Source organism: Nonomuraea sp. NPDC003201 (assembly GCF_053590415.1).
This window is the reverse complement of the sequence record NZ_JBSFTC010000127.1, coordinates 1-23,877: the sequence shown is the minus strand read 5'-3', so window position 1 is coordinate 23,877 and position 23,877 is coordinate 1. Positions and strand designations below refer to the sequence as shown.

Sequence of the window (23,877 nt, the reverse complement as noted above, 5' to 3'; positions counted from 1 at the left end):
TCACTCCTCGAAGGTGAAGACGAGCTGGAGCACCTCGGACTGGTGCTTGTCGATCAGGTCGAAGGCCTCCTCGGCCCTCTCGACGGGGACCACGTGGCTGATCAGGTCGCCGACCTCGATCTGTCCCTCGTGCACGAGCGCCATGAACGTGCGCTGCAGCCGCTCGACGTCCCACCGGTGCGCCAGCCACGAGGCCACGCCGCCGATCTGGGAGGAGACGAGCTGGACCTGGTTGTGGTGGAACTCCTCACCCAGCCGCAGCCCGACGCCGTCACCCTGGTAGAAGCCGGCGGCCACGACCCTGCCGCCCTTGCGCACGGTCCTGATGGCCTCGTGCAGGCCCTGGTGGGTGCCGCTCAGCTCGATGACGGTGTCGGCGCCCTCGACGCGCTTGCGCATGAACTCGGCCACCGACCCGGAGCGCACGTCGAACACCTCGGCCGCCCCGAACCTCCTGGCCAGCTCCAGCCGGTCGGGGATGGCGTCGGCCGCGACCACCCGGGCACCGCTCAGCACCGCCAGGCGGGTGGCGAGCAGCCCGATGACACCCTGCCCGAAGATCGCGATCTGGTCGCCGAGGTGCACGTCGGAGGCGTGCACCGCGTTGAGCGCGATGGCCCCGACCCGGGCGAACACACCGGTCAGCGGGTCGGCGCCGGGCGGCATCACGTGCCCGACCAGCTTCTCCGCCGGCACGACGGCCTCGGCGCGGTGGCCCCAGATGCCCCACACGATGCTGCCCACCGGCGGGTCGGCGACGTCGGCCGCGGCCTCGACGACCTCACCGACCTCCTGGTAGCCCCAGCCGGTCAGCGGGTACGCGTGCGTCTGGCCATCGACGAAGAGGCGGCGCTCGGTGTCCCAATGACGGTTGAGATATGGATTTGTGCCGCGATAGGCGGTGAGCTCCGTGCCTGCCGAAACGCCGGAGTAGATCGTACGGACTCGTACGGATCCCGGCGCCAGGTCGGCTGGCGATTCCAGGCTGACGCGGACACGGCCTGGCTGCTCGAACGTGATGACGCGCATTCTCCACACTTACGCTTAATGATCAAACAAAAGTCAAAGCTTTAGTACTTGTTTGCATACGATAGTTGCGCTCGTAACACTCTTAAGTCTACGACTTCCGCCGGGGGCGGCTGGTGAAATTGGGGTTTCTGCCAGCGTGTCTTCCGGAAAGTGACCTTACCGACATCGCCTGCCAGGCCGCACACCTGGGCTTTCTAGCTAGTGCGGTGACCTCCGGATGACCGAAATACCCCAAAGTAGATCTTTTGCGACAAAGATCAAGTTATGGCCGCGTAGGCACGGGGTGGGTACAGACCGGTCTCGTTATCGACTACCGAACGTTGCCGAGGTCATGGCGAGGGTAAGGGCGGCATATCCCCGAATCGGAGGAGCGTGCCATGCCGAAGAAGGTAACCGCCGTCCTCTCCGTCGCGCTGCTGGCCGCCGCCTCACTGGCGGCGTGCGGCGACGGTGGCGAGTCGTCCGCCGGCAACCAGATCACCGTCTGGACCGAAGAGAACCTCAACGACCGGATGGCCGTACAGAACCAGATCGCCGCCGACTTCACCAAGAGGACCGGGATCCAGGTCAAGCTGGTCGCCATGGCCGAGGACCAGTTCAGCCAGGCCGTGACGGCCGCCGCCGCGGCCGGCGACCTGCCGGACGTGATCGGCGCGCTGCCGCTGGCGGCGGTGCGCGAGCTGGAGGCCAACGACCTGCTCGACACCGAGACCCCCGGCAAGGTCGTCGACCAGCTCGGCCGGGACTCCTTCTCGCCGCGGGCCCTGGAGCTCGACAGCTCGGGCGGGAAGCTGCTCGCGGTGCCGAGCGACGGGTGGGCTCAGCTGATCCTCTACCGCAAGGACCTGTTCGACAAGGCCGGGCTGCAGCCGCCCGACACGTACGAGCGGCTGGAGGCGGCGGCCGCCAAACTCAACACGGGAGGCATCGCGGGCATCACGCTGGCGATCGCGCCGAAGGACTCGTTCACCGCGCAGAGCTTCGAGCACGTCGCGCTCGCGAACGGATGCCAGCTCGTCGACAATTCCGGAAATGTCGCCCTTGACTCGCCGCAGTGCGTGAAGGCGTTCGCGTTCTACGGCAAGCTCGCCAAGGACTACTCGGTCAAGGGCAAGCAGGACGTCGACTCCACCCGGGCCACCTACTTCTCCGGCAAGGCGGCCATGACGATCTGGTCGTCGTTCATCCTCGACGAGCTGGCCGGGCTCCGTAAGGACGCGCTGCCGAGCTGCCAGGAGTGCCGCGCCGACCCCGAGTGGCTGGCCAAGAACACCGGCGTGGTCACGGCGCTCAAGGGGCCCGACGGGAGCGCGCCCGCGCAGTACGGCGAGATCGTCTCCTGGGCGGTCACCCGTGACGCCGCCAAGGACCCCGCGGCGAAGTTCGTCGCCTACATGATGAACGAGGGCTACGAGCGCTGGATCGGCATGGCGCCCGAGGGCAAGTTCCCGACCCGCAAGGGCTTCGAGGACAAGTGGAACAAGCTGCCCGCCGGGGTCGACTCCAAGAAGCCGCTGGCCGACATCTACCCCGCCGACGTGCTGGACGCCCTGCGCAAAAGCCCGGACACCTTCGCCCGCTGGGGGATCCCGCAGGGGCAGGGCAAGCTGGTCGGCGCCACCATGGGCGAGCTGCCCGTGCCCAAGGCGCTCAGCGCGGTCGTGGACGGCTCCCTGACCCCGCAGGCCGCCGCCGCCCAGGCCAAGACCGACGTGGAGACGATCAAGCGCGGGATCCGCCAGTGACGCGAGAGAGCGCCGTCGCCTGGACTGAGGAGCGGCGGGAGCGGCGGGAGCGCAGCGGCCAGAGCGACGAGGGAAGGCGACGGATCCCAGCGACCGAGCCGCCGCGCGGAGTGCGGCAATGAGCGCGCGCACTCTGCGGCAGCAGGAAGGCCGGGCAGGGCTTGCGCTCATCTCGCCGACGCTCGTCATCACGCTGGTCGTGGTGGTGCTGCCACTGCTGTGGGCGATCATGCTGGCGTTCCAGGACGCCCGGCTGATCAACATCCGCCGGGCCGGCGTCTTCGGCCACTACACGCTGGAGAACTTCTCGTACGTGGTCTCCGAGCCCGGCTTCTGGTCGTCCCTCGTCAACACGCTCGTCTACACCGTCGCGGGCACCGCGCTGTCGATCGCGATCGGGCTGGTGGCGGCGCTGGCGCTGCGCGACAGGTTCAGGGGGCGGACCGTGGTCAGGGCCTCCATCCTGATCCCGTACGTGGCGCCGGTCGTGGCCGTGGCGTTCCTGTGGGAGACGATGCTCAACCCCCAGTACGGCATCGTCAACACCTGGCTCCACGAGCCGATCGCGTTCCTCACCCAGGCCAGGGGCGAGCTCCTGGGCGTGCGGGTGCCGGTGGCGCTGTTCACGGTGATCGCGTTCGAGGCGTGGCGGTACTTCCCGTTCGCGTTCCTGTTCATCCTGGCCAGGCTGCAGGCGCTGCCCGCGGAGCTGGACGAGGCCGCGGTCGTGGACGGGGCCACGCCGACCCAGCGGTTCCGTTACGTGATCATGCCGCAGCTCTGGCGGATCATCGCGCTGCTGTCGGTGCTGCGGTTCGTCTTCACGTTCACCAAGTTCGACGACGTCTACCTGCTGACCGGCGGCGGGGCCGGGACCGAGGTGGTCAGCGTGCGGGTCTACAACTTCCTGACCGCCCGCGACGACATCGGCGCCTCGGCCGCGCAGGCGATCGTGCTGGCGGTCTTCCTGGTCGTGTTCCTGGCCGTCTACCTGCGGTTCTTCGGCGGGGGTGAAGATGAGCAGAGATAGGTTCGAGCGGGTCCTGTTCCGGGTGCTGAAACCGCTGGTCATCGTGGTGCTCTTCGTGATGACCGCGTTCCCGTTCCTCTACATGGTGATGCTGTCCGTACGCGACATCCAGGAGCTGATCCTGGAGCCGGGCTCGCTCTGGCCGCGTGGCTTCACCCTGGACACGTACGTGGACGTGCTGACCCGGCAGGGCTTCCTGAGCTTCCTGAGGAACAGCGCGATCGTCGCGCTCTCCTCGGTGGCGGTCACGCTGCTGATCTCGATCCCGGGCGCGTACGCGGTCGCGCGGCTGCGCTTCTTCGGGCGGCGGCAGGTGCACTTCCTCTTCCTGGCGGTGTACCTGTTCCCGGCGATCGTGCTGGCCATCCCCCTCTTCGTGCTCTTCACGATGCTGGGGCTGCGCGGATCGCTTTTCGGACTGATCCTCGTGTATATCGCGCAAACCGTGCCCGTCACGGTATACATGCTCCGCAACTACTTCGAGACCGTGCCGCAAAGCGTGGAGGAAGCGGCCGCGATCGACGGGTGCACGAGGCTTTCGACCATCTGGCGCGTGGTGCTGCCGCTGTCCAAGCCCGCGCTGATGGCGACTGGTCTCTATGCGTTCATGATCGCGTGGAACGAGTTCCTGTTCGCCCTGCTCTTCCTTGTGGAGAAGCGGGAGAGCTGGACGGTGTCCCTGGGCCTCTCGCAGCTGGCGGGGAGCATAGAGATCCCCACGACGGTCCTGATGGCAGGTTCGGTGGTGCTCACGCTGCCCATCGTGATCGTGTTCTTCGCCAGCGAGCGACTGCTGACGGAGGGCCTCACGGCAGGAGCAGAGAAGGGATAGACCATGCTGACGGCAGGGCAGATCCTCCAGCTCATCCGCCATGGCACCTGCCGTACGCGCAAGGAACTGATCGAGTACACCGGCCTGTCCCGGTCGACGATCACCGACCGGGTCGACCGGCTCATCGACGCCGGATACATCCACGAGTCCGGCGTCGCGGCCTCCGGGGGCGGGCGACCGCCCTCGGTGCTCGACGTGGACGCCGGCCGGCGCCTGATGCTGGTGGCCGACCTGGGCGCCTCCCACGCCGGCGTGGCGCTCACCGACCTGGCCGCCAACACCCTGACCGAGGAGCGCACCGAGATGCGCATCGAGCTCGGCCCGGAGGCGGTCCTGTCGTGGGTGCGCGAGGCGTTCCAGCGGCTGCTCGACCGGGCGGGGCGGCCGGCGAGCGACGTGTGCGGCATCGGGCTCGACCTGCCCGGCTCCGTGGACCACACCACCGGGCGGATGATCAGGTCGTTCCTGATGCCCGGGTGGGACGGCTATCCGGTGGGCGAGGCCATCGGCGAGACCTACGACGTGCCCGTCCTGGTCGAGAACGACGCCAACGCGATGGCGCTGGGCGAGTGGTGGTCGTCGTGGCGCGACACGGACTCGCTCATCCTCATCAAGGTGTCGACCGGGATCGGCACCGGGATCGTGATCGACGGGCAGATCTACCGGGGCGTCGAGGAGGCCGCCGGGAACATCGGGCACGTGCGGCTGAACGAGCACGACGACCGGGTCTGCACGTGCGGCTCGCGCGGCTGCGTGGCCTCGCTGGCCAGCGGCCACGCCCTGGCCACCGACCTGGGCCAGGGCTCCAGCCGCGACGTCGTGCGCCTCGTGCAGGCGGGCGATCCGGCGGCCATCGCCCGCACCCAGGAAGCGGGGCGCACGCTGGGCCTCGTGCTGGCCACCGCGGTCAGCCTGCTCAATCCGGGCGTGCTGGTGCTGGCCGGGGACATGGCGGAGACCAGGGAGCACTATCTGACGGGGATCAGGGAGGTCGTCTACCGGCACAGCCTGCCGTACACGACCAGGCACCTGGAGATCGTGCCCACCTCGCTCGAGGACCGGGCCGGGATCGTGGGGATGGCGGTGATCGTCATGGAGCACGTGCTCTCCGCCGCCTCCGTGGACGCCGCCCTGGGCGTCACCGGACGCGTACGGGCGCGCTGAGCCGGCCCCTTGAGGCGGCACGATCAGGCGAGGGCGCTCCGCAGCAGGGCGGGCGCCTCCACGAGCGAGGGGCCGTACCAGGTGAGCAGCCGCCCGCTGACCAGCGCGCAGGCGAGCCCGGGGAAGCACTCGGGGCCGTCCGTCTCCGAGAACGCGTACGGCTCGTCCGGCAGCACCACCAAGCCGGGCCGCCGCTCGACCAGCTCGGACAGGGGGATCTTGGGGTAACGCTCCTCGTGACCGGCGTAGAGGTTGTCCACGCCGAGGCGCCTGAGCACGTCCCCGGTGAACGTGTCGCGCCCCACCACCATCCACGGCCGCCGCCAGATCGGGACGACGGCCGTGCGCCGCGCCCCTTCCGCGGGCGCGCGCCACGCCTGCTCCGCCGCGTCCAGCCACCCGGGACGTCCGGTACGGCACGCCTCCCGGAACATGCGCTCCAGCGACACGAAAGCCTGATCCAGCGTCTCGATCTTCGTCACCCAGACCGCGATGCCCGATGCGCGCAGGGCCTCGATGTCGGGCGCGCGGTTCTCCTCGGCGTTGGCGAGGACCACGTCGGGCCGGAGCCTCCTGATCGCGTCGAGGTCGGGGTTCTTGGTGCCCCTGACCCTGGTCACGTCCAGGTCGGCCGGGTGCGAGCACCAGTCGGTCGCCCCGATCAGCGCCTCCGGCACGGTCGCCGCCACCGACTCGGTCAGCGACGGCACCAGGGACACGATCCGCCGCACGGTGCCGGGAATCTTCACGGGTACGCCGGTGTCGTCCACAACATCAGCCTAGATCCGACGGGTATTCGGCAGTGAATGTCGGTATAGATCCGTAGAATCCAGGTCGAAGATCGTTAACTCTTGATCGGGGGAATGACGGTTGGAACGAGAGTCGCCAGCCTTCGATCCGCACACTCCCAACGTCGCCCGGCTCTACGACTACCTCCTGGGTGGCAAGGACCACTTCCCTGCCGATCGGGCGGCGGCGGAGAAGCTGCTCGAGGCGGCTCCGGAGTTACGGGCGGCGGTCCGGGCGAATCGCGCTTTCCTGGGGCGCGCCGTTCGGTACCTCGCCGAGTCCGGCATCACGCAGTTCCTGGACATCGGCACGGGGCTGCCCGGCCAGGACAACGTGCACGAGGTGGCCAGGAAGATCACCCCGAGGGCCAGGGTGGTCTACGTGGACCGGGATCCGGTGGTGCTGGTGCACGCCAGGGCGCTGCTTGCCGGGCAGGGTGACACGACGGCGGTGGAGGGTGACCTGCGCAAGCCCGAAGGCATCCTGCGCAATCCCGAGGTGATGGCGGCGATCGACTTCAGCCGCCCGGTCGGCGTGCTGCTGACGGCGACCATGCACTACGTCGCCGACTCCGACCACCCTCGGGAGATCGTGGCGAGCCTGCGTGATGCCATGGCCCCCGGCAGCTGTCTGGTCATGTCCCACTGCACCGGCGACGCCCGGGCCGCGGCCGTGGAGGCGATCACCGAGGTCTACCGGGGCACCAACGCTCCGCTCACGTTCAGGAGCCGGGCGCGGATCGCGGCGCTGTTCGAGGGGTTCGAGCTGGTCGACCCGGGGCTCGTGTGGCTGCCGGAGTGGCGTCCCGACCAGGCCGACATGATCGACTTCGTCGACGGGCCCGAGTCGTCGCTGATCCTGTGCGGCGTGGCCAGGAGGAACTGAGATCGGGGGTCCACGTCGTGGACCCCCGGCTCACTTACTTGAGCGCCGTCAGCGCGGCGTCGTAGTCGGGCTCCTGGGTGATCTCCGGCACCAGCTCGGAGTAGACCACCTGGTTGTCACCGTCGAGCACGACCACCGCGCGCGCGGTCAGCCCCGCCAGCGGCCCCGACTCCTGCGCCACGCCGTAGTCGGTCAGGAACTCACGGCCCCGCATGAGCGAGAGCGTGACCACGTTGTCGAGGCCCTCGGCGCCGCAGAACCGCTTCTGGGCGAAGGGCAGGTCGGCGGAGATGCAGAGCACGGCCACCTCGGGGTGCTCGGCGGCCACCTCGTTGAAGCGCCGCACCGAGGCCGCGCAGACGCCGGTGTCGAGGCTCGGGAAGATGTTGAGCACCTTGGTCTTCTGGCCGTACTCCTCCAGCGAGTGCTCGGCCAGGTCGCCGCCCACCAGCTTGAACGCGGGCGCGCTGTCGCCGGGCTTCGGGAAGGTGCCGCCCACGGCGACGGGCGTGCCCTTGAAAGTGACGTCGGACATGAAAGCCTCCTGGATAGCGATGTTCCCCGACCCGTGATCCTATCCGCGCGGCTCCCGAGCCCCCTCATCACCCACGCACGTGGTCAGACGTTGCGGCGGTACTGGCCGCCCGCCTCGAACAGCGCCTCCGTGATCTGGCCGAGCGAGCAGACGCGGGCCGCGTCCATCAGCACCTCGAACGCGTTCGCGTCCGACATCGCCACCTCGCGCAGCCGGGCGAGCTGCGCCGGGGCCTCCGAGCGGTTGCGCTCGTGGAAGGCGCGCAGCCGGTCGAGCTGCGAGCGCTTCTCGTCCTCGGTCCCCCTGGCCAGCTCCAGCTTGTGCGCCGGCGGCTCGTCCGTGCCGTTGCGGAACGTGTTCACCCCGACGATCGGCAGCGAGCCGTCGTGCTTGCGCATCTCGTACAGCATGGACTCGTCCTGGATCTTGCCGCGCTGGTAGCCGGTCTCCATCGCGCCCAGCACGCCGCCCCGGTCGGACAGCCGCTCGAACTCGGCGAGCACGGCCTCCTCCACCAGGTCCGTCAGCTCCTCGACGATGAACGAGCCCTGCAGCGGGTTCTCGTTCCTGGCCAGGCCCCACTCGCGGTTGATGATGAGCTGGATGGCCATGGCCCTGCGCACCGAGTCGGCCGACGGGGTGGTCACCGCCTCGTCGAAGGCGTTGGTGTGCAGGCTGTTGCAGTTGTCGTAGACGGCGATCAGGGCCTGGAGGGTGGTGCGGATGTCGTTGAAGTTCATCTCCTGGGCGTGCAGCGACCGGCCCGAGGTCTGGATGTGGTACTTCAGCTTCTGCGACCGGTCCCCGGCGCCGTAGCGCTCCCTCATGGCCACCGCCCAGATGCGGCGGGCCACCCGCCCGAGCACGCTGTACTCGGGGTCCATGCCGTTGGAGAAGAAGAACGACAGGTTAGGGGCGAAGTCGTCGATCTTCATGCCCCTGGCCAGGTACGCCTCCACGTACGTGAAGCCGTTGGCCAGCGTGAAGGCGAGCTGGCTGATCGGGTTGGCCCCGGCCTCGGCGATGTGGTAGCCGGAGATCGAGACCGAGTAGAAGTTGCGCACGCCGTTCTTGATGAACCACTCCTGGATGTCGGCCATCATCCGCAGCGAGAACTCGGTGGAGAAGATGCAGGTGTTCTGGCCCTGGTCCTCCTTGAGGATGTCGGCCTGCACGGTGCCCCTGACCGTGGCCAGCGTACGGGCGCGCAGGGCGGCGGCCTCCTCGGCCGACGGCGGGCGCCCCTGCTCGGCCTGGAAGCGGTCGAGGGCCTGGTCGACGGCGGTGTTGAGGTAGTAGGCCAGGATCGTGGGCGCGGGGCCGTTGATCGTCATGGACACGGACGTGTTCGGCGCCGCCAGGTCGAACCCGTCGTAGAGCACCTTCATGTCGTCCAGCGTCGCGATCGAGACGCCCGAGGTGCCGACCTTGCCGTAGATGTCGGGCCGCAGGTCCGGGTCGTGGCCGTAGAGGGTCACCGAGTCGAACGCCGTGGACAGCCGGGTCGCGGGCTGGCCCTCGGACAGCAGCTTGAAGCGCCTGTTGGTGCGGAACGGATCGCCCTCACCGGCGAACATCCTGGTCGGGTCCTCGTCGTCGCGCTTGAACGGGAACACGCCGGCGGTGAAGGGGAACGATCCGGGCAGGTTCTCGCCGCGCAGGAACCTCAGCAGGTCGCCGTGGTCGCTGTAGCGCGGCAGGGCCACGCGCGGGATCCGGTTGCCGGACAGGGTCTCGCGCCAGAGCGGGGTGTGGATCTCGCGGTCGCGCACCTTCACCACCAGCTCGTCGGCGGTGTAGCGCTCCCTGACGGCGGGCCAGGCGGCCAGCAGGGCCCGGCTCTCCTCGCTCAGCTCTTGCTCCGCCTGCGCCTCCAGCTCCTCCAGGCGGGAGTCCTCCAGGAGGGAGCGCACGGCGGCCAGCTGCTGGCGGCGGCGGGCGACCTCGGCCTGCGCGAGCGTCTCTGCGTGGTAAGAGCGCACGGTCTCGGCGATGTCGGCCAGGTAGCGGACCCGGGCCGGCGGCACGATGGCGGCCGACGCCTGCGAGGTGCGCCCGGACACCTTCGGCAGCAGCCCCGGCCCCGGCTCGCCCAGCAGGAGGGGCTTGAGGTGCTGGTAGAGGGCCGTGACCCCGGCGTCGTTGTAGCGGGCCGCGATGGTGCCGAAGACCGGCATGTCCTCCGGCCGGACGCCGAACGCCTCGCGGTTGCGTACGAGCTGGCGGCGCACGTCGCGCAGGGCGTCCTCCGCGCCGCGCCGCTCGTACTTGTTGATCACCACGGCCTCGGCGAAGTCCAGCATGTCGATCTTCTCGAGCTGCGAGGCCGCCCCGAACTCGGGCGTCATCACGTAAATCGGCACGTCCACGTGGGGGACGATCCCGGCGTCGCCCTGGCCGATGCCGGGCGTCTCCACGATCACCAGGTCGTGGCCCGCGGCCCGGCAGGCGGTGATCACCTCGTCGAGGCAGGCGGGCACCTCGTTGGCGGCGCCCCTGGTGGCCAGGGAGCGGAAGTAGGTCTGGGGGCTCAGGCTGTTCATCCTGATGCGGTCGCCGAGCAGCGCGCCGCCGCCGCGCCGGCGGGTGGGGTCGATGGCGATGACCGCGATGCGCAGCTTGTCGTCGTTGTCCACACGGAACCTGCGGACCAGCTCGTCGGTGAGCGAGGACTTGCCGGAGCCGCCCGTACCGGTGATGCCGAGCACGGGGACGCGCTTGTCCGTCGCGGCGGCCTTCAGGCCCTCGACCAGCCCCTCCGGGGCGCGGCCCGACTCGATGAGCGTGATCGCGCGGGCCAGCGCCGCCTGGTCGCCCGAGACCACGGCCTCGACCGACGGGGAGCCGTCCAGCTCGACGTCGCAGTCCTCGATGAGCTGGTTGATCATCCCGGGCAGCCCGTACCGCTGGCCGTCCTCGGGCGAGAAGATGCGGGTGACGCCGCGCGAGTGCAGCAGCTCGATCTCCTCGGGGACGATCACTCCCCCGCCGCCGCCGTACACCTTGACGTGCCCGGCCCCGCGCTCGCGCAGCAGCTCCACGAGGTAGCTGAAGAACTCCACGTGGCCGCCCTGGTACGAGCTGATCGCCACGCCCTGGACGTCCTCCTGGAGGGCGGCCGTGACGATCTCGTCCACCGAGCGGTTGTGCCCGAGATGGATGACCTCGGCCCCCTGTGACTGGAGGATGCGCCGCATGATGTTGATCGCCGCGTCATGGCCGTCGAACAAGGCCGCGGCGGTCACGAAACGGACTGGGTGTACCGGGACGTGCACGCCTGTTCACTCCTTCGTGAGGGCTCTCCCTTCCGAAGATACTAGGACGTCCTACTAATAGACACTAGGACGTCCTACTATTTCCTTCAGCCATCCGGGTAGGGGGCCCGAGGGGGTGACGTCGTATGCGCGCACTGACGTTCGCACCGGGCAAGAAGGGGACGCTCGCCGTCGAGCAGGTCCCCGATCCCGCACCGGAGAAGGGTGAACTGCTGGTCCAGGGGCTGGCGCTGGGGGTCTGCGGGACGGACAGGGAGTTGATCACCGCCGACTACGGCTGGCCGCCGCCCGGCAAGGAGCGCATGGTGCTCGGGCACGAGTCGCTGGGCCGGGTGCTGGAGGTGCCCGACGGGTCCGCGTACTCGCCCGGCGACCTGGTGGTCGGGGTGGTACGGCGGCCCGACCCCGTGCCGTGCGGGGCCTGCCAGCGGGGCGAGTGGGACATGTGCCGCAACGGCGAGTACACCGAGCGGGGCATCAAGCAGATCGACGGCTACGCCTCCGAACGCTGGACGGTCGAGGCCGGCTACGCCGTACGCCTGGATCCGTCGCTGGAGAGCGTCGGCATGCTGGTCGAGCCCGCGTCGGTGGTCGCCAAGGCGTGGGAGCAGATCGAGCGGATCGGGTCGCGGGCCTGGTTCGAGCCCCAGACGCTGCTGGTCACGGGGGCCGGGCCCGTCGGGCTGCTGGCGGCGCTGATGGGGCGGCAGCGGGGGCTGGAGGTGCACGTGCTCGACCGCTCAGCCGTCGGGCTCAAGTCGCGGCTCGTGGAGGATCTGGACGGGACCTACCATTCCGGCTCGTCACTGAAGGAACTCACCACGGTCAGGCCCGACATCATCATCGAGTGCACCGGGGCCGGGACGCTCGTCATCGACGCCATGGTCGGCACCGCCGCCGCGGGGATCGTCTGCCTGGCCGGGCTCTCGCCGGGAGGGCGGGAGCACCGGGTGGACGCGGGGCTCATCAACCGGGACATCGTCCTGGAGAACGACGTGGTCTTCGGCTCCGTGAACGCGAACCTGCGGCACTACAGGGACGCCGCCGACGCGCTGGCCAAGACCGACACCAGGTGGCTCGAACGGCTGATCACGCGGCGGGTCCCGCTGTCGCGCGCGCTGGACGCCTTCGAGCGCGGCCACGACGTCAAGGTGGTCATCGACCTCACGTCCTAGCACTTCGCGGGCTGGAACGCGGGCTAGTCGGGCTCGTAGGGCTTGCGTCTCGTCGAGGTCGAGTGCCTGGTGGCCGCGGCGGCCGTGACGCGCGTCCTGGCCGGGCGGGCGGCCGGCGCCGGGGCGGGACGGGGCTTGGCCTGCACGTGCTCCGCGGGCTTGGCAGGGGCGGTCTTGGCCGGGACCGTCACCCGTTCGCGAGCGGGAGCGCTGTCCCCAGCCGGAGCCGCTTCACGCTCGGTGGTTGGTGCGTTCCAGGGCAGGGCGAGGCGGCGGTGGGTGCCGCGACGGCGGCCGGTGATGCGGAGGGACAGGACGACGGTCATGAGCACCATCGCGGTCAGCAGCGCGGGCGGCGTGCCCAGGACGTCCAAGGGCGATCCCCGCCCGGTCTCCACGCGCGGCGCCGGCACGAAGGGCTGCTCGGTCGAGCGGATCTCCCCGAGCTTGTCGGCACTGGCCTTGACCAGCCGCGGAATGCCGTAGCCGACGACCTTGTCCGTCTCCCGCGTCTTGCGCTTGAGCCAGATCCGGTCCACGTTCGCCTCGATCGTGTGGATCTTCTTGCCGCTGACTTTCTCCACGATCCCCACGTGGTCGATGCCCTTGTAGCTCTTGCCGCCCTTCCAGTCGAAGAAGACGAGCGCACCCGGCTCGGGCTTCTGCGTCCACGCCCCCTGTTTCATGAACCAGGCGGCATGGGAGGGCGTCCAGGCGAACTCGCCCACATATTGGCTGAGGTCGGCCTTGTCCGCGGCCCAGGCGATGAACATGTCGCACCAGGGCCCGTTGCGGTACTGGGTGTCTTGGACGCGATCCGCGTACCACTGGCCGAACTTGGTGAACTGGCCGTTCTTCTCCTTGTAGCCGAGTTCCTGCCGCACCGTCTTCAGCAGCTCGTCCGCGATCGGGTCCAGGGTGACTCCTCCCAGAAAACCGATAAATCACGATGGACTGTAGTAGCGCCATCGGGAAATTGCGCGAATCACTCGGAAAGTGTCGTGCTATTAACCAATATTTCGGTTTTGTGACTGGTGAGGCAGGTGAGACTGATGACCACTCCTGTCAGGCGCCGGCCCCCACGCGATAGACGGCCGCCTCGCCCGAGCCCGGCGCGACCACGTCGGCCACGAGCACGGTCACGTTGTCCGGCGAGCCGCCCTCGTTGGCCAGATCGATCAACCGCTGGACGGCCGCGCCCGGGTCTGCCACCGTGGTCAGGACCTCGTGCAGAACCTCGGGACCGAGTACGGTCGTGAGGCCGTCGGAGCAGAGGAGGTAGCGGTCATCAGGCTCGGCTTCGCGCAGCGCCATGTCAGGCTCCGCCCTGCCCTCGCTGCCCAGCACCCGCAGCACCATCGAACGCCGTGGGTGCACGGCGGCCTGGTCCTCGGTTATCCGTCCTTCGTCCACCATCGACTGCACAAGTGTGTGATCCTTGGTCATCTGGTAGAGCGCACCATCGCGAAGCAAATATCCGCGGGAGTCACCGAGATGAGCCAGGGCGAACCGGTAGCCGTCCCACAGCATGGCGGTCACCGTGGTCCCCATCCCCCTGCGCGCGGGGTCGATGTCGGCCAGCTCGACCAGCCTGCGTGCCGCCTCGTGCACGGCGCCCTCCAGGGCCGCCTCGAGGTCCGCGCCCGTCTCGGGAAGCGTGGCATCCAGCTCGCGCATGACGGCGATCGCCGCCGAGCTCGCCAGCTCGCCGGCCGCGTGTCCACCCATTCCGTCGGCCACCACGAGCAGCCGGCCACTCGCATAGCCGGAATCCTCGTTCTGCTCCCTGCGGCGGCCCACGTCTGATCCGGCGGCATAGCGGATGTTGTGCTTCATACCCTGCAGTAAATCATTGGTTGAAAGACTTCACAAGCAGATGCGCTGAAGACTCTTGTGAACTACTGTGGGCACCATGAGCCACGACCCGACCGTCAACGCCGGGGACATCGCCCGGCTCGCCGGTGTCGGGCGTGCCGCGGTGAGCAACTGGCGCCGTCGCCACGACGACTTCCCCGATCCCATCGGCGGCACGGCCAACCAGCCGCTCTTCTCGCTCCGGCAGGTCGAGTCCTGGCTACGTCGCTATGGGAAGTCCTACCAGGTCTCGCTGGGAGATCGGGTGTGGCAACGCCTGAAAGCCGCAGGCGATTTGCGCCTGGGCGAGCTGGTGGCCCAGGCCGGCGCCCTGCTGACCCGCCCGGCCCCCCAGGGTGAGCCGGGTCCCGAATCGCCCGTGGAGGGCGGGTTGGAGCCGGAGCTGGCGGAGCTCCTGCTGGAGCTGGCCGAGCAGCTCGGCGCGCTGACGGCGTACGAGTTCCTCTGTGAGCGCTATCTCGAAGCGCACTCGCGGCAGCTCTCCGTGACCCGCGAGGACGTGGCCGGGCTCATGGTCAGCCTGGTACGGCCGGGCGGCTCGACGATCCTCGACCCGGCCTGCGGCGTCGGCACGCTGCTCCTCGCCCCCGCCCACGACCGGCACGCCCAGGCGGAGCCCGGGGCGGCCAGGAGGCTCGGACAGGAGCTCAGCGAGACCTCGGCGGCCATCACCGCCTCCCGGCTCCGGCTGCGCGGCATCGAGGCCGAGGTCGTGGCCGGCGACTCGATGCGCGACGACGGGTTCGCCGGCGAGCGGGCCGACGCCGTGGTGTGCGACCCGCCGTTCAACGAGCGGGCCTGGGGCTACGAGGAGCTGACCGGCGACCCGCGCTGGGAGTACGGCCTGCCGCCGCGCGGCGAGCCGGAGCTGGCCTGGGTCCAGCACTGCCTCACCCACGTCAAGCCGCGCGGCCTGGTCGCCATCCTCATGCCCCCGGCCGCCGCCAGCCGCAAGGCGGGCCGCCGCATCCGGGCCAACCTGCTGCGCGCGGGCGCGCTGCGGGCCGTCATCGCGCTGCCGGGGTCAGACCTCTGGCTGCTGCGCCGGCCCGCGGCGGGCGAGCGGCCGCCGTCCGAGGTGCTGATCCTCGACGCCACGGCCGACCTGGCGAGCGTCGAGCCGGCCTGGGAGGCGTACCTGGAGGACCGTTCCGACCAGACCGTACGCATCATCGACCTGCTGGCCGACGAGGTCGACATGACCCCGGCCCGCCACCAGCGGCGCGACGACGTCGGCAAGGCCTACACCGAGGCCCGCGACCGCTTCATGGCCGCCGCCTCGGCCCCGCCCGACCTGAAGGTCCTGGAGCAGCCCCTCGACCAGCCCGCGACCACGCTGGGCGACCTGATCAAGGAAGGTCTGGTGGCCACATCGCAGGCCCCGCCCAAGATGGCCGCGGAGGGCGGCGAGGTGCCCGTGCTGACCTCCGACGACGTGCTCAACGGCACGCCTCCGTCCGGCTCCACCACCATGCAGCAGGGCCTGATCGCGATCCACCCGGGTGACGTGGTGGCCTCCTACTCCAGCGTGCGCGTGATGGCCGACGGCGGCGCGGTGCTGGGGCCCCATCTGACGCTCTACCGGGTGGACGCGCGCCGGCTCGACCCCGACTTCCTGGCGGGCTTCCTGCGGGCCGCCGGCGGCCGGGCGACCACCGGCTCCAGCAGGTTCGACGTGCGCCGCACCCGGTTGCCGCGCCTGTCGCTGAAGGAGCAGAAGGCGTACGGCGACGCCTTCCGGCAGCTCGCCGTGCTTGAAGACGCCATCCGCGAGACCTCGACGCTGGGGCAGGCGCTGATCAGGCTGGGCCTCGACGGCCTCGCCGACGGCCACCTGCATCCGCGCGCTCATGACCTCACCCCATGACGCGACGGCATTCCCTCGCGTGACGGTGTAGTTTTTTCCCGGAAGGCTGCGGGGAGGGGCGAATGGTCATCGGCGACCGCTATGTGCTCGACGACCTCCCTCTCGGGCAAGGCGGCATGGGTGCCGTCTACGCGGGCCACGACCGCCACCTGGACCGCCGGGTGGCGGTGAAGCTGCTCAGGCTCCCCAGCGGGCACGATCAGGAGCTGGAGCGCAGGTTCATCCGCGAGGCCCGCATCCTGGCCCGGCTCGAACACCCCGGCGCGCCGGTGCTCTACGACTTCGGCACCCACGAGCAGCGGCTCTACCAGGTGATGCAGTTCATCGAGGGCGTCACGGTGGCCGACGTGGTCAGCGAGCACGGCCCGCTGCCCGTCTGCTGGGCCGCCGCGATCGCGGCCCAGGCGTGTGCCGTGCTGTCGGCGGCCCACGCCCTGGCGATCTGCCACCGCGACCTCAAGCCCACGAACCTCATGCTCTGCCCCGACGGCAGCGTGAAGGTGCTCGACTTCGGGCTGGCCATGCTCCGGGACGCCGAGGTCACCACGTTCACGAGGATCGGGCAGATCCTGGGCACGCCGGCGTACATGGCTCCCGAGCAGATCAAGCACGGCGTCGCCGAGCCGCGCAGCGACCTCTACTCGCTCGGCTGCGTGCTGCACGAGATGCTGACCGGGCAGCAGCTGTTCACCGGGCCCACCGACTACATGGTCTTCGAGAAGCAGGTCAAGGAGCGCCCGCCGGCCATCCCCGGGCTGCCCCCCGAGCTGGACGCGCTGCTGTCGCAGCTGCTGGAGAAGCTGCCGGACGACCGGCCCGCCGACGCGAACGAGCTGTACGAGCGGCTCGACCCGTTCGCCGTCGAGCTGCCCGTGCTGCCCGGCTTCCTCACCGAGGCCCCGAGCCCCGGCCGCATGTACGCCCGCATGGCCGGCCGCGCGCTCAACGCGTGAACGCGCTCTCTCGCTAAGCCGGATTGTTATTTAACCCCCCGTTGACAGGCCGGTGTTATCGCCGCGAATCTCTTGAGAGAGCGCTCTCTCACATACCTCGCAAGCACCGACCAAGGAGGGTTCCATGACCCCTCGCGTCCGGCGATTCGCCATGCCCTTGATCACCGCGTCCCTGCTCGCCCTGGCGACGGCCTGCGGCGGCGGAGGCGGCGGCGGGAGCACCGCCACGGAGAGCGCCAAGCCGGGAGAGAAGATCAAGCTCACCGTCGGCCTCTTCGGCGACTTCGGCTTCAAACCGCTCTACGAGGAGTACAAGAAGACCCACCCCGACATCGAGATCGTCGAGAACGTCACGCAGTTCAACGACCACCACAGCAACCTCGTCAAGCGGCTGGCCACGAACGCCGGCGCGGGTGACATCGAGGCGGTCGAGGTCGGCTACATCAGCACGTTCACCGCCCAGCCGGGCAAGTTCGTCGATCTCAAGCAGTACGGGCTGGACAAGCGGCAGCCCGACTACCTCGACTGGAAGTGGCAGCAGGGCCTGAGCAAGGACGGCACGCAGGTGCTCGGCCTCGGCACCGACGTGGGCGGGCTGGCCATGTGCTACCGCAAGGACCTGTTCAAGAAGGCCGGGCTGCCGACCGACCGGACCGAGGTGGCGGCCCTCTGGCCGACGTGGGAGCAGTACATCGCGACCGGCAAGAAGTTCGGCGCGGCGAACGTGGCGGGCGCCAAGTTCGTGGACTCCCCCGGCGAGATCTTCCGCGCGATGGTCAACCAGGCGCCCACCGGCCTGTACGACGCCCAGGACAACATCATCGTGGCCTCGAACCCCGACGTGAAGAAGGCCTGGGACCTGTCCAACCAGCTCACCCAGGAGGGCCTGACCGCCAAGCTGGCGGCCTTCACCCCGCCGTGGAACACCGGCTTCGCCAAGGGCTCGTTCGCCACGATCATCTGCCCGGCCTGGATGACCGGCTTCATCCAGGAGCAGGCCAAGGACTCGGCCGGCAAGTGGGACATCGCGACCGTGCCCGGCGGCTCCGGCAACAGCGGCGGCTCCCACCTCATGGTGCCCAAGCAGAGCAAGCACCCGAAGGAGGCGGCCGAGCTGATCGACTTCCTGACCTCCAAGGACAACCAGGCCAAGGTGTTCAAGGAGGAGGGAACGTTCCCGTCGATCCCGGCCCTCTACGACGACCCGTCGATCCAGAACTTCACCAAGCCGTTCTTCGGCGACGCCCCCATCGGCAAGATCTACTCCGACGCCGCCAAGGCGCTCAAGCCGCAGCACCTCGGCCCCAAGGAGGCCGACGTGCGCACGGCCGTCGGCAACGGCCTCGGGCGCGTGGAGCAGGGCAAGCAGTCGCCCGACGAGGCGTGGGCCCAGGTGCTCGAGGACGTCAAGAAGATCAAATGAGCTCCCTTCCCCTCGCGGTCTCGCGACGGCGTAGGCGCAGCGTGCGGCACACCCTCGACCTGAGGGTGTCGCCGTACGCCTACGTGGCGCCGTTCTTCCTGCTCTTCTGCGCCTTCGGGCTGTTCCCGCTGGTCTACACGGCCTGGGTGAGCCTGCACGAGTGGTCGCTGCTGTCGGAGACCCAGACGTTCATCGGGCTGGACAACTACTCGACGCTGCTCAGCGACGGGTACTTCTGGAACGCCACGTTCAACACCCTGTCGATCGGCGTGCTCTCGACCGTGCCGCAGCTCATGCTGGCCATCTGGCTGGCGCACCTGCTCAACCGGCGGCTGCGGTTCCAGACGCTGTTCCGGGTCGCGCTGCTGCTGCCGAACGTCACGAGCGTGGTGGCCGTCGTGGTCATCTTCAGCCAGCTCTTCGGCCGGGACTTCGGGCTGATCAACTGGGTGCTCTCGTGGTTCGGCGTCGGCAGGATCGACTGGGCGGCCGGCACCGCGACCTCGCACCTCGCGCTCTCCGTGATGATCATGTGGCGCTGGACCGGCTACAACGCGCTGATCTTCCTGGCCGCCATGCAGGCCGTGCCACGCGAGCTGTACGAGGCCGCCACCATCGACGGCGCCAGCGGCTTCACCCAGCTCCGCAGGATCACGATCCCGATGATCCGGCCGACGATCGTCTTCGTGGTCATCGTCTCGACGATCGGCGCCATGCAGATCATCGCCGAACCCCTGCTGTTCGGGCAGAGCAGCGGCGGCGGGGGCGGCATCGCCACCGGCGGGCCCGACCGGCAGTTCCAGACCCTGGCGCTGTTCGTCTACGAGCAGGGCTTCGCGAACTCGACGTTCGACTTCGGCTACGCCTCGGCCGCGTCCTGGCTGATGTTCCTGGCCGTGGTGATCGTCGCGCTGGTCAACTTCCTGATCACCCGCCGGGTGAGAGGGGGCCTGATATGAGGCTGCGTTATCTGACCCTGACCGCGGTGGCCTTCTTCTCGGCCTTCCCGCTCTACTACAGCGTCGTGGTGGCCTCCCGGCACAACTCGGCGCTGGGCCAGGTGCCGCCGCCGCTGATCCCCGGCGGCAACTTCTTCGCCAACGTCTCCCGGGTCTTCGACACCGTCCCTTTCGGGCTCGCGCTGCTCAACTCCGTCATCGTGGCGGGGTCGATCTCGATCGCGGTGATGTTCTTCTCGACGCTGGCCGGGTTCGCCTTCGCCAAGCTGAAGTTCAGGGGCAGGAACGTCATGCTCGTGATCACCGTGGCCACCATGATGGTCCCGGCGCAGCTCGGCATCATCCCGCTCTACATGCTCATGGTGAAGCTGGAGTGGACCGGCACCACCTACGCGCTGATCGTCCCGGCGCTGGTCAACGCGTTCGGCGTGTTCTTCATGACCCAGTACCTGTCGCGGGCCCTGCCCACCGAGCTGCTGGAGGCGGGCCGGGTGGACGGGTGCTCGACGTGGGGGCTGTTCTGGCACGTCGTGCTGCCCGCCGCCCGTCCGGCGGCGGCGGTGCTCGGCATGCTGACGTTCATGTCGGCCTGGAACGACTACTTCTGGCCGCTGGTCGTGCTCAACCCGGACAACCCGACGGTCCAGGTGGCGCTGTCCACGCTGGCCAGCGGGTACGTCAACGACTACGTGCTCGGGCTGGCCGGGACGGCGATCGGCACGCTCCCGCTCGTGGCCGTCTTCGCCCTGTTCGGCAGGCAAATCATCGGTGGAATCATGCAAGGAGCTGTTAAGGGATGATCTTTCCCGAGGAGTTCGTCTGGGGTGCCGCGACGGCCTCGTACCAGATCGAGGGGGCGGTCAAGGAGGACGGGCGGGGCCAGTCGATCTGGGACACCTTCTCCCACACCCCCGGGAACGTGGCGGACGGCGACACCGGCGACGTGGCCTCCGACCACTACCACCGCTACCGCGAGGACGTCGGGCTGATGCGCGAGCTGCGGCTGAGGGCCTACCGGTTCTCGGTCGCGTGGCCGCGCGTCCAGCCGGACGGCGCGGGCCCGGTCAACCCGCGCGGGCTGGCGTTCTACGACCGGCTCGTGGACGAGCTACTCGCCGCCGAAATTTCGCCTTATGTCACGCTTTATCACTGGGATCTTCCCCAAGCCCTCGAAGACCGTGGTGGGTGGACAAATCGCGATACGGCGTACCGGTTCGCCGACTACGCCCAGGCCGTCCACGACCGGCTCGGCGACCGGGTGGGCGACTGGACCACGATCAACGAGCCGTGGGTGTCGGCCTTCCTCGGCTACGGCAACGGCGTGCACGCGCCGGGCCGCCGCGACCCGGCCGACGCCCTGCGCTCGGCGCACCACCTGCTGCTCGGCCACGGTCTGGCCGCGCGGCGGCTGCGCGCGTCCGGCGCGCGCAGCCTCATGCTGGTGGTCAACTCCTCCCCGGTGCTCACCCCCGCCCAGGTCAACGACCCTTCGGCGGTGGCCGGCGAGGCGGACGCGGCCGTCGCGGACCGCGTACACGCGCTGCTGACCAGGCAGTTCCTCGATCCGGCGGTGCACGGCACGTACCCGCCGGAGGTCCTGGCGGCGGCGGCGCGCAACGGCGGGACTGAGCACATCCTGGACGGCGACCTCGCGCTGATCAACGCGCCGATCGACCTGGTCGGCGTCAACTACTACAACCCGTGCGTGGTCGAGTCGGGCCCGGGGCTGCCGGCCGACGCGGCGTGGCCGGGCTCGGAGGACGTCAGGTTCGCGGCGGCGGACGCGCCGACGACCGCGATGGGCTGGCCGATCGTGCCGGACGGCCTGTCCCGGCTCCTCGTACGGCTCTCGCGGGACTATCCGCAGGTCGGCCTCATGGTCACGGAGAACGGCGCGGCCTTCGACGACGTCGTGGAGGACGGCCGCGTGCACGACGACGAGCGGGTGGCGTACCTGGAAGGTCATCTGCGCGAGGTGCACCGGGCCATCGGGGCGGGCGCGGACCTGCGCGGATATCTCGTCTGGTCGCTGCTCGACAACTTCGAGTGGGCCGAGGGCTACCGGCGCCGGTTCGGCATCGTGCACGTCGACTACGCGACCCAGGCCAGGATCCTCAAGGACAGCGCTCTCTGGTACAGAGACGTCATCACCAGGAACGGCCTGTAGATTTTTTCCGTGCTCTCCCACTTGGTGCAGTCATGAGACGCCCGACCCTCGAGGCGGTCGCCGCCCGGGCGGGGGTCTCGCGCGCCACCGCCTCCCGGGTCGTCAACGGCCAGACGACGGTGGCGCCCCACATCCGCGACGCCGTGCAGCGCGCGATCGACGAGCTGGGCTACGTGCCCAACTCGGCCGCGCGCAGCCTGGTCACCCAGCGCACCGACTCGATCGCCCTGGTCGTCAGCGAGCCGGGCACCCGGGTCTTCTCCGAGGACCCGATGTTCTCCACGGCGATCAGGTCGGCGTCCGTGGCGCTCGAAGCGGTGAACAAGCAGGTCGTGCTCATGCTGGCCTCCTCCGCCAAGAGCCACGCCCGGGTGGAGCGTTACATCGCGGGCGGGCACGTCGACGGGGTCATGCTGATCTCCATGCACGGCGCCGACCCGCTGCCGGCCGCGCTGTCGCGCCTGCGCGTCCCCGTGGTCTCCTACGGGCGGCCCGCCGTCCCCGTGGACATCCCGTACGTCGACAACGACAACGTCGGCGGAGCGGAGATCGGGGTCCGGCACCTGGTGGAGACCGGACGGCGCAGGATCGCCACGATCGCCGGCCCGCAGGACATGATCGGCGGCCAGGACCGCCTGGCCGGCTACCGCAACGTGCTGCGCGACTCCGACCTCAGGTCGATCGTGGCGATCGGCGACTTCACCCGGGAGTCGGGCGCGATCGCGATGCGGCAGCTCCTGCGCGACGACCCCGACCTGGACGCCGTCTTCGTGGCCAACGACCTGATGGCCGTCGGCGCCCTGCAGTCACTCCGCCAGTCCGGGCGCCGGGTGCCGGACGACGTGGCGGTGGTGGGCTTCGACGACATCGAGGCGGCGAAATACACCGAGCCGCCGCTGACGACGCTCAGGCACCCGGTGGCCGAGCAGGCGGCGGCCATGGTCGGGCTCCTGCTCGGGCTGTTCGAGGGCGGCCCGGCCGAGCCGGTGATCATGCCCACGGAGCTGGTGATCAGGGAGTCCGCATAAATGATCCCCGCCGTGGCCGCCGCCGTCTCCCTGGCCGAGGAGCACGGCATCCGGGTGGCGGATCCGGTGGTTCTCAACGACTCGTTCAACCTCCGGGTCCACCTGCGCCCGGCGCCGATCGTGGCGCGGGTGCCGACGGTGACCGCGCTCGGGCGGGCGCGGCCCGCCGACGCGTTGCGGCGGGAGCTGGACGTCGTGTCCTACCTGCACGGGCAGGGTGTGCCGGTCGTGCCGCCGAGCGACCTGCTGCCTGCCGGGCCGCATCTGCGTGACGGGGTCGCGGTCTCCTTCTGGAAGCACGTCGAGCACGACCCCGGTCATCGGATGGGCCCGGAGACGGCCGGGCGGGCGCTCGCCGAGCTGCACGAGGCGCTGCGGGGCTTTCCCGGCGCGCTGCCCTATCTCGGGCCGGTGCTCGACGAGCCGCTGCGGCTGCTGGAGCTGCTCGACGGGGAGGTCCCGCCCGACGTGCTGGGCCGGCTGCGGGACGCGCACGCGGGCCTGGCCGAACGGCTGGCGGGCCGCACGGCGCAGGCCGTCCACGGCGACGCGCATCCCGGCAACCTCCTCGCCGCCCCCGCCGGGCCGCTCTGGAACGACTTCGAGGAGAGCATGGCCGCGCCCGTCGAGTGGGACCTGGCCTGCCTGCTGCGCACGAAGCGGCTCGACGGCCGGGCGGCCGTCCAGGCCTATGGGCACGATCCCGACGATCCCGAGCTGCGGGAGTTCCTGGCGGCGCGGGCGCTGCAGGGGACGCTGTGGATGCTTCTCAGAGGGCTGCGGCTGCCCGCAGGGGCCGCCGACGGCCGTGCGACGCTGGAGGCGTGGCTCCGGGACCCCAGCGGCGCCACCCGCTAGACCGCTCCCCCCGCTAGACCGGGATCACGCCGCCGCGCGGGCCGAGGAAGTAGCCGCCGGTGACGTCCAGGACGTGCCCGGTGATCCACCGGGACTCCTCGCTCGCGAGCAGCGCCACGGCGTCCGCGATGTCCTGCGGGCGGCCGATGCGGCCCAGCGCGGTCACCTCGGTGACCGCGCGCGGGGCGGCGCCGTCGTCCCCGCCGAGCCACGCGGTGAAGTGCGGGACCGAGTAGCCCCGGGTGACGGTGTTCACGGTGTTGTTACGGTCGCCGAGGTGGGGCGCCA

General features: G+C 69.8%; 21 protein-coding genes. 14 read left to right on the top strand and 7 right to left on the bottom strand.

Translation table 11 applies throughout. From position 1 onward, the window contains the following. Positions 1 to 1,029: a zinc-dependent alcohol dehydrogenase gene (locus ACWDX9_RS34270; RefSeq protein WP_449961275.1), complete on the bottom strand. Its 1,029-nt coding sequence runs from the start codon at positions 1,027 to 1,029 to the stop codon at positions 1 to 3. Positions 1,030 to 1,406: 377 nt separating this feature from the next. On the opposite strand from ACWDX9_RS34270, the gene ACWDX9_RS34265 reads away from it, so the two are divergent. The 4 genes from ACWDX9_RS34265 (at position 1,407) to ACWDX9_RS34250 (ending at position 5,800) form a co-directional block, all read left to right on the top strand. Then, entirely contained in the window at positions 1,407 to 2,774 is a 1,368-nt protein-coding gene (locus ACWDX9_RS34265; protein ID WP_449961272.1) for an ABC transporter substrate-binding protein, read from the top strand. Positions 2,775 to 2,892: 118 nt separating this feature from the next. Continuing rightward, the gene (locus ACWDX9_RS34260; RefSeq protein WP_449961269.1) at positions 2,893 to 3,804 is read left to right on the top strand and encodes a carbohydrate ABC transporter permease; all 912 of its coding nucleotides are present in this window, start codon (positions 2,893 to 2,895) and stop codon (positions 3,802 to 3,804) included. After that, positions 3,791 to 4,636, top strand: a complete 846-nt coding sequence (locus tag ACWDX9_RS34255) for a carbohydrate ABC transporter permease (protein WP_449961266.1) — start codon at positions 3,791 to 3,793, stop codon at positions 4,634 to 4,636. The genes ACWDX9_RS34260 and ACWDX9_RS34255 overlap by 14 nt, the downstream gene beginning before the upstream one ends. Positions 4,637 to 4,639: 3 nt before the next feature. Next, positions 4,640 to 5,800 (top strand): ROK family protein, encoded by a 1,161-nt coding sequence (locus ACWDX9_RS34250; RefSeq protein WP_449961263.1) that lies wholly within the window; start codon positions 4,640 to 4,642, stop codon positions 5,798 to 5,800. Positions 5,801 to 5,823: 23 nt separating this feature from the next. Here ACWDX9_RS34250 and ACWDX9_RS34245 read toward each other — a convergent pair whose 3' ends face one another. Next, positions 5,824 to 6,570 carry a helical backbone metal receptor gene (locus ACWDX9_RS34245; protein ID WP_397369765.1) on the bottom strand — a complete coding sequence of 249 codons (747 nt, stop codon included), beginning with the start codon at positions 6,568 to 6,570 and terminating at the stop codon, positions 5,824 to 5,826. A gap of 100 nt (positions 6,571 to 6,670) precedes the next feature. Between ACWDX9_RS34245 and ACWDX9_RS34240 the strand changes: the two genes are divergently transcribed. Next, positions 6,671 to 7,474 (top strand): SAM-dependent methyltransferase, encoded by an 804-nt coding sequence (locus ACWDX9_RS34240; protein WP_449961259.1) that lies wholly within the window; start codon positions 6,671 to 6,673, stop codon positions 7,472 to 7,474. Between the two features lie 34 nt (positions 7,475 to 7,508). On the opposite strand, the gene tpx is transcribed toward ACWDX9_RS34240, so the two are convergent. Both tpx and icmF read right to left on the bottom strand, forming a co-directional pair. Further along, positions 7,509 to 8,009 (bottom strand): thiol peroxidase, encoded by a 501-nt coding sequence (gene tpx, locus ACWDX9_RS34235; RefSeq protein WP_350729912.1) that lies wholly within the window; start codon positions 8,007 to 8,009, stop codon positions 7,509 to 7,511. 83 nt (positions 8,010 to 8,092) lie between these two features. Next, on the bottom strand, positions 8,093 to 11,284 hold the full coding sequence (icmF, locus tag ACWDX9_RS34230) for a fused isobutyryl-CoA mutase/GTPase IcmF (protein ID WP_449961256.1): 3,192 nt from the start codon (positions 11,282 to 11,284) through the stop codon (positions 8,093 to 8,095). A 125-nt stretch (positions 11,285 to 11,409) separates the two neighbouring features. Here icmF and ACWDX9_RS34225 point away from each other — a divergent pair, with 125 nt between their 5' ends. Further along, positions 11,410 to 12,459 (top strand): glucose 1-dehydrogenase, encoded by a 1,050-nt coding sequence (locus tag ACWDX9_RS34225; protein WP_449961254.1) that lies wholly within the window; start codon positions 11,410 to 11,412, stop codon positions 12,457 to 12,459. 23 nt (positions 12,460 to 12,482) lie between these two features. On the opposite strand, the gene ACWDX9_RS34220 is transcribed toward ACWDX9_RS34225, so the two are convergent. Next, positions 12,483 to 13,343, bottom strand: a complete 861-nt coding sequence (locus ACWDX9_RS34220) for a CHAP domain-containing protein (RefSeq protein WP_449961252.1) — start codon at positions 13,341 to 13,343, stop codon at positions 12,483 to 12,485. 181 nt (positions 13,344 to 13,524) lie between these two features. After that, a complete protein-coding gene (locus tag ACWDX9_RS34215; RefSeq protein WP_449961250.1) occupies positions 13,525 to 14,295 on the bottom strand; it encodes a PP2C family protein-serine/threonine phosphatase in 771 nt (256 codons plus the stop codon). A 76-nt stretch (positions 14,296 to 14,371) separates the two neighbouring features. Between ACWDX9_RS34215 and ACWDX9_RS34210 the strand changes: the two genes are divergently transcribed. From ACWDX9_RS34210 to ACWDX9_RS34175, 8 genes are all read left to right on the top strand, one after another. After that, positions 14,372 to 16,201 carry an HsdM family class I SAM-dependent methyltransferase gene (locus ACWDX9_RS34210; protein WP_449961247.1) on the top strand — a complete coding sequence of 610 codons (1,830 nt, stop codon included), beginning with the start codon at positions 14,372 to 14,374 and terminating at the stop codon, positions 16,199 to 16,201. Positions 16,202 to 16,263: 62 nt separating this feature from the next. Beyond that, entirely contained in the window at positions 16,264 to 17,154 is an 891-nt protein-coding gene (locus ACWDX9_RS34205; protein WP_449961244.1) for a serine/threonine-protein kinase, read from the top strand. 124 nt (positions 17,155 to 17,278) lie between these two features. Then, entirely contained in the window at positions 17,279 to 18,577 is a 1,299-nt protein-coding gene (locus tag ACWDX9_RS34200; RefSeq protein WP_364244604.1) for an ABC transporter substrate-binding protein, read from the top strand. Next, entirely contained in the window at positions 18,574 to 19,536 is a 963-nt protein-coding gene (locus tag ACWDX9_RS34195) for a carbohydrate ABC transporter permease (protein ID WP_449961241.1), read from the top strand. The genes ACWDX9_RS34200 and ACWDX9_RS34195 overlap by 4 nt, the downstream gene beginning before the upstream one ends. Further along, a complete protein-coding gene (locus tag ACWDX9_RS34190) occupies positions 19,533 to 20,336 on the top strand; it encodes a carbohydrate ABC transporter permease (protein ID WP_350729899.1) in 804 nt (267 codons plus the stop codon). The genes ACWDX9_RS34195 and ACWDX9_RS34190 overlap by 4 nt, the downstream gene beginning before the upstream one ends. Further along, the gene (locus tag ACWDX9_RS34185; protein WP_449961238.1) at positions 20,333 to 21,703 is read left to right on the top strand and encodes a GH1 family beta-glucosidase; all 1,371 of its coding nucleotides are present in this window, start codon (positions 20,333 to 20,335) and stop codon (positions 21,701 to 21,703) included. The genes ACWDX9_RS34190 and ACWDX9_RS34185 overlap by 4 nt, the downstream gene beginning before the upstream one ends. A gap of 32 nt (positions 21,704 to 21,735) precedes the next feature. Beyond that, positions 21,736 to 22,731, top strand: coding sequence for a LacI family DNA-binding transcriptional regulator (locus ACWDX9_RS34180; protein ID WP_449961235.1), 996 nt, complete (start codon positions 21,736 to 21,738; stop codon positions 22,729 to 22,731). After that, positions 22,732 to 23,589, top strand: a complete 858-nt coding sequence (locus ACWDX9_RS34175; RefSeq protein ID WP_449961232.1) for a phosphotransferase — start codon at positions 22,732 to 22,734, stop codon at positions 23,587 to 23,589. A gap of 13 nt (positions 23,590 to 23,602) precedes the next feature. Here the strand turns inward: ACWDX9_RS34175 and ACWDX9_RS34170 are convergent. Continuing rightward, a partial coding sequence (locus ACWDX9_RS34170; RefSeq protein WP_449961229.1) for an SDR family oxidoreductase occupies positions 23,603 to 23,877 on the bottom strand: 275 nt, incomplete at its 5' end.

Bases quoted from the DNA above. Each gene is read 5' to 3' on its own strand.
- ACWDX9_RS34270 (WP_449961275.1), bottom strand. From the start codon at position 1,029: ATGCGCGTCATCACGTTCGAGCAGCCAGGCCGTGTCCGCGTCAGCCTG.
- ACWDX9_RS34265 (WP_449961272.1), top strand. From the start codon at position 1,407: ATGCCGAAGAAGGTAACCGCCGTCCTCTCCGTCGCGCTGCTGGCCGCC.
- ACWDX9_RS34260 (WP_449961269.1), top strand. From the start codon at position 2,893: ATGAGCGCGCGCACTCTGCGGCAGCAGGAAGGCCGGGCAGGGCTTGCG.
- ACWDX9_RS34255 (WP_449961266.1), top strand. From the start codon at position 3,791: ATGAGCAGAGATAGGTTCGAGCGGGTCCTGTTCCGGGTGCTGAAACCG.
- ACWDX9_RS34250 (WP_449961263.1), top strand. From the start codon at position 4,640: ATGCTGACGGCAGGGCAGATCCTCCAGCTCATCCGCCATGGCACCTGC.
- tpx (WP_350729912.1), bottom strand. From the start codon at position 8,009: ATGTCCGACGTCACTTTCAAGGGCACGCCCGTCGCCGTGGGCGGCACC.
- ACWDX9_RS34225 (WP_449961254.1), top strand. From the start codon at position 11,410: ATGCGCGCACTGACGTTCGCACCGGGCAAGAAGGGGACGCTCGCCGTC.
- ACWDX9_RS34215 (WP_449961250.1), bottom strand. From the start codon at position 14,295: ATGAAGCACAACATCCGCTATGCCGCCGGATCAGACGTGGGCCGCCGC.
- ACWDX9_RS34210 (WP_449961247.1), top strand. From the start codon at position 14,372: ATGAGCCACGACCCGACCGTCAACGCCGGGGACATCGCCCGGCTCGCC.
- ACWDX9_RS34205 (WP_449961244.1), top strand. From the start codon at position 16,264: ATGGTCATCGGCGACCGCTATGTGCTCGACGACCTCCCTCTCGGGCAA.
- ACWDX9_RS34200 (WP_364244604.1), top strand. From the start codon at position 17,279: ATGACCCCTCGCGTCCGGCGATTCGCCATGCCCTTGATCACCGCGTCC.
- ACWDX9_RS34195 (WP_449961241.1), top strand. From the start codon at position 18,574: ATGAGCTCCCTTCCCCTCGCGGTCTCGCGACGGCGTAGGCGCAGCGTG.
- ACWDX9_RS34190 (WP_350729899.1), top strand. From the start codon at position 19,533: ATGAGGCTGCGTTATCTGACCCTGACCGCGGTGGCCTTCTTCTCGGCC.
- ACWDX9_RS34185 (WP_449961238.1), top strand. From the start codon at position 20,333: ATGATCTTTCCCGAGGAGTTCGTCTGGGGTGCCGCGACGGCCTCGTAC.
- ACWDX9_RS34180 (WP_449961235.1), top strand. From the start codon at position 21,736: ATGAGACGCCCGACCCTCGAGGCGGTCGCCGCCCGGGCGGGGGTCTCG.
- ACWDX9_RS34175 (WP_449961232.1), top strand. From the start codon at position 22,732: ATGATCCCCGCCGTGGCCGCCGCCGTCTCCCTGGCCGAGGAGCACGGC.